At 38.1% G+C, this 3,920-nt stretch carries 2 protein-coding genes; both read right to left on the minus strand.

Annotation, left to right across the window (positions count from 1 at the left end):
• Positions 1–539: 539 nt before the first annotated feature.
• The gene (locus tag Q0688_RS14065; protein ID WP_299077867.1) at positions 540–2,138 is read right to left on the minus strand and encodes a BCCT family transporter; all 1,599 of its coding nucleotides are present in this window, start codon (positions 2,136–2,138) and stop codon (positions 540–542) included.
• Between the two features lie 141 nt (positions 2,139–2,279).
• Entirely contained in the window at positions 2,280–3,695 is a 1,416-nt protein-coding gene (locus Q0688_RS14070; protein WP_299077870.1) for a sodium:alanine symporter family protein, read from the minus strand.
• Positions 3,696–3,920 lie beyond the last annotated feature (225 nt).

The following is a 3,920-nucleotide window of genomic DNA, read 5'->3' on the forward strand; positions in this document are numbered from 1 at the left end:
TGGAATTGGTAGACACAAGGGATTTAAAATCCCTCGACTAACAAGTCGTGCCGGTTCAAGTCCGGCCTCGGGCACCATCTCTATATAAATCCCAAATCCGAAATCACAAAAACTCACACCACAAATTTTTTAATATATATTCAAATCTCATTCATCTAATCTATTTTTAATATCTCCTTAACTTTACTATTTAAAGATTTTGTCACTTAGCCTTTGCAAGGCCCAATTTTTATCGTCATTACTCTATTTCACTCAGCTCAGTTAATACCAATCCGAAATAGTACTTAATTATGTGAATCTGTATGAGTAACGCACTTGTCCATAACAAAATAAACAAATCAGAACATTAGTAATTTAATTACTCCTTTATCTATCTTTTAGTCAATCAGATATTTTCAACACGAAGAGAGTAAGGTTTGCTCTTTTAAAATAAAAAAGTAGTAACTAGAGCTAGATTGAGGAAAATGTGACGTGGCTATAATAAGTTTTAAATGAGTTGTATAAGCAACTCTTAAGAGCCACTTATACCGGATGAATTGTTAGTGCAGTTTGCTTTGAACCTTATAAGTAGGGTATTCGCTTAGCAAGCCTTGTATAAGCGCAACACACATTAAAATAAGTATGATTGAAAATGGGAGTGCAGTAGTTACTACACCCGATTGAAGTGCTTGTAAGGCTTGCGAGCCGCCAACCCAAAGTAACACTGCTGCTATCATACCTTCGACAGTAGCCCAAAATATACGCTGTGGCACTGGTGCATCAATTTTACCGCCAGCAGTTATGCCGTCTAACACCAGTGATCCTGAATCAGATGAAGTGATAAAAAAGACTAAAACTAAAGCAATAGAAATAATAGAAATAAAGCTAGAAAACGGTAGCTGTTCATATACCTGAAATAAAGTAACTGAAATATCAGTCAAACCATTTTGTCCAAGTGGTCCGACTTTGTCTATAACTTGTGTTATTGCCATATTGCCAAATACACCCATCCACACAAGGCTAAGCAGAGTTGGTAGCCCTATAACAACAAGTAAGAACTCTCGTACAGTGCGCCCTTTAGAAACACGCGCTATAAACATACCAACAAACGGTGACCAAGATATCCACCATGCCCAATAAAATACAGTCCAAGAATGCATCCAATCTTCATCGGGCCTATTAAAAGGATTACTCAATGGTACAAAATGTTCTACGTATGCTCCCAGGGTAAACCAAACAGCAGGAATTGAATCAGAGAATGTAAGTACGATAACAACTAACAGTAAAATAAACGCACAAATTAAATTAACGTTGCTTAGTACTTTTACACCGCCCTCAATACCTCTAATAACAGAGAAAATAGCAATACACGTTACTAAGCCAATAACAGATATTTGAAAAGCAGTGCCATAATCGGTGCCTAAAAGGTAATTTATACCACTGGTCGCTTGTTGCGCGCCAAGCCCCAGTGATGTTGCTAAACCAAATAAAGTCGACAGTACCGCGAGTATATCTATGATATGCCCCATCCACCCCCATGCGCGATCACCAAATAAGGGATAGAAAACAGAACGTATAGACAAAGGCAGGCCTTTATTAAATGCAAAAAAAGCCAAGCTTAAGCCAACTACTGCGTAAATTGCCCATCCGTGCAAACCCCAGTGGTACATAGTTGCACCTAAAGCTAATGAATGTGCTTGTGGTGAATTGGGTTCAACCGCCATAGGCATATGATACCAACCTGTATAATAAGCTGTTGGCTCTGCAACACCCCAAAATAGTAATCCAATGCCCATTCCTGCAGCAAATAACATGGCAAGCCACGATATGTAACCATGCTCTGGACGAGCTTTTACACCGCCTAAACGAATTTTACCTAAGGGAGAGAATGCCAAGATAATACAAAAGATTACAAAGGCATTAGCAAGTAACATAAAGTAACTATCGAATTGATTTATGATAACGTCTTTAGTGGAGGTTAGTGCATCGCGGGTAACAGTAGGGTCAAAAACCAAGCTAAGCAATACAAATAAAACAACTAAAAAAGCGCTTATTCCAAATACAGGATTATGTATATCAAACCCCCATTTTTGAATATTATCTTGTCCAACTTGATAATCAGTAGTATCGATACTGTATTTTTTTGTCATGTCATCCATCGGCTTTCCTTTTTTAGATACCTCTTTGTGTTCCTATACGTAGTAAATATAAAGTAGTGGTAAAAATTAATCTTAGTTTTTAATGTTGGGTAAATAAATTTTAGAACTAAAAAAGCGAGCCGGAGCTCGCTATTTTATTTTTTATTTCCAAGCTAGAGGGTCTACCTCTTTATCTAGTTTTGGATGTTTACTTTTATCAAACGAGGGGATTAGGCCTTTTTTACGTTGTTCGTTATAGTCTTTTGAAAGCCATACAACGACACCAGAAAGCATAAATAACGCGATTACATTAACAATAGCCATTAAGCCCATAGATATATCGGCTAATGTCCAAATTAATCCGAGCTCACCTACGGCCCCAAACATAACCATTCCTAAAACAATCAAGCGGAATATAAACATCCCTTTTTGGGAGTTATGTTCTAAAAACATAAGATTAGTTTCTGCATACGAGTAATTAGCAACAATAGAGGTAAAGGCAAAGAATAAAATTGCAATAGCGATAAAATAAGTGCCCCAACTACCAACATGTTCTGATAATGCTGCTTGAGTCAATTCTATACCCAATACTCCTGATTCAGGAATTAATTGCTGAGATAGAAGGATAAGTGATGCAGTCGCAGTACAAATTACAATTGTGTCAATAAAAACCCCAAGCATTTGCACATAACCCTGTGAAGCAGGGTGAGGAGGGTAAGGTGTTGCTGTTGCTGCAGCATTAGCGGCGCTACCCATACCCGCTTCGTTAGAGAACAAACCACGTTTAATTCCTTGGATCATCGCTTGTATTACACCATAACCTATAGCGCCAGCACCGGCTTGCTCTATTCCAAAAGCACTGTTAATTACTAACATGAATACATCAGGAAGTGCAGCAAAGTTAATAGCACAAACATAAAGCGCAACACATAAATAGGCCAAAGCCATAAAAGGCACAACCATTTCAGCAAATCGAGATATTGTTTTAAGGCCTCCAAATATGATGATCCCAGAGCCAATAACTAAACAAATGCCTACAATATATTTTGGGGTATCAAATGCTACTTCAAAAGCGGCAGCAATAGAGTTTGACTGCACAGCATTAAATACCAGACCAAAAGCTAAAATTAAACACAATGAGAATAAAACCCCCATCCAACGCTTACCTAGGCCGGTTTGCATATAGTAAGCTGGACCACCTCTAAAATTACCTTCAGCATCTTTTGTTTTATAGGCTTGTGCAAGTGTACTTTCGGCAAAGCTTGTCGCCATACCAATTAATGCAATTAACCACATCCAAAAAATAGCTCCCGGGCCACCCAGATACAATGCAACAGCGACACCTGCCATATTCCCAGTACCGACTCGAGCTGCTAATGAGGTACAAAAAGCTTGAAAAGAAGAGATTTCGTTATTCCCACATTTTCGAGATCCAAACATAACCTTGAACATATGTGGAAATTGTACAAATTGAATAAAACCTAATTTAAAGGTGAAAAATAAACCCGCTGCTATTAATAAGTATACGAGAACGTGCCCCCACAAGAGACCACTTATACTATTTATTATATCTGCCATAAATACTACCTAAAGACATGCGTTAAAAAAGTGACCGCAACTTACCATAGGAATGGCCAAGTGTTTAGAATAAACGACCATAAAAACAGAGTTATCAACAGGTGTTTGTGGGTAACTTGTGTTTAGGGTGTGCACTTGCTTTGGGTCCAATTTAAATCACTTTTTTAGTTAAAAAAGGCTTGCGTTAAATTCGCGGCTCCCTATAATGCGACCCCACTGAGACGG

It is taken from the genome of uncultured Paraglaciecola sp. (assembly GCF_937123705.1).
Lineage (GTDB): Bacteria > Pseudomonadota > Gammaproteobacteria > Enterobacterales > Alteromonadaceae > Paraglaciecola.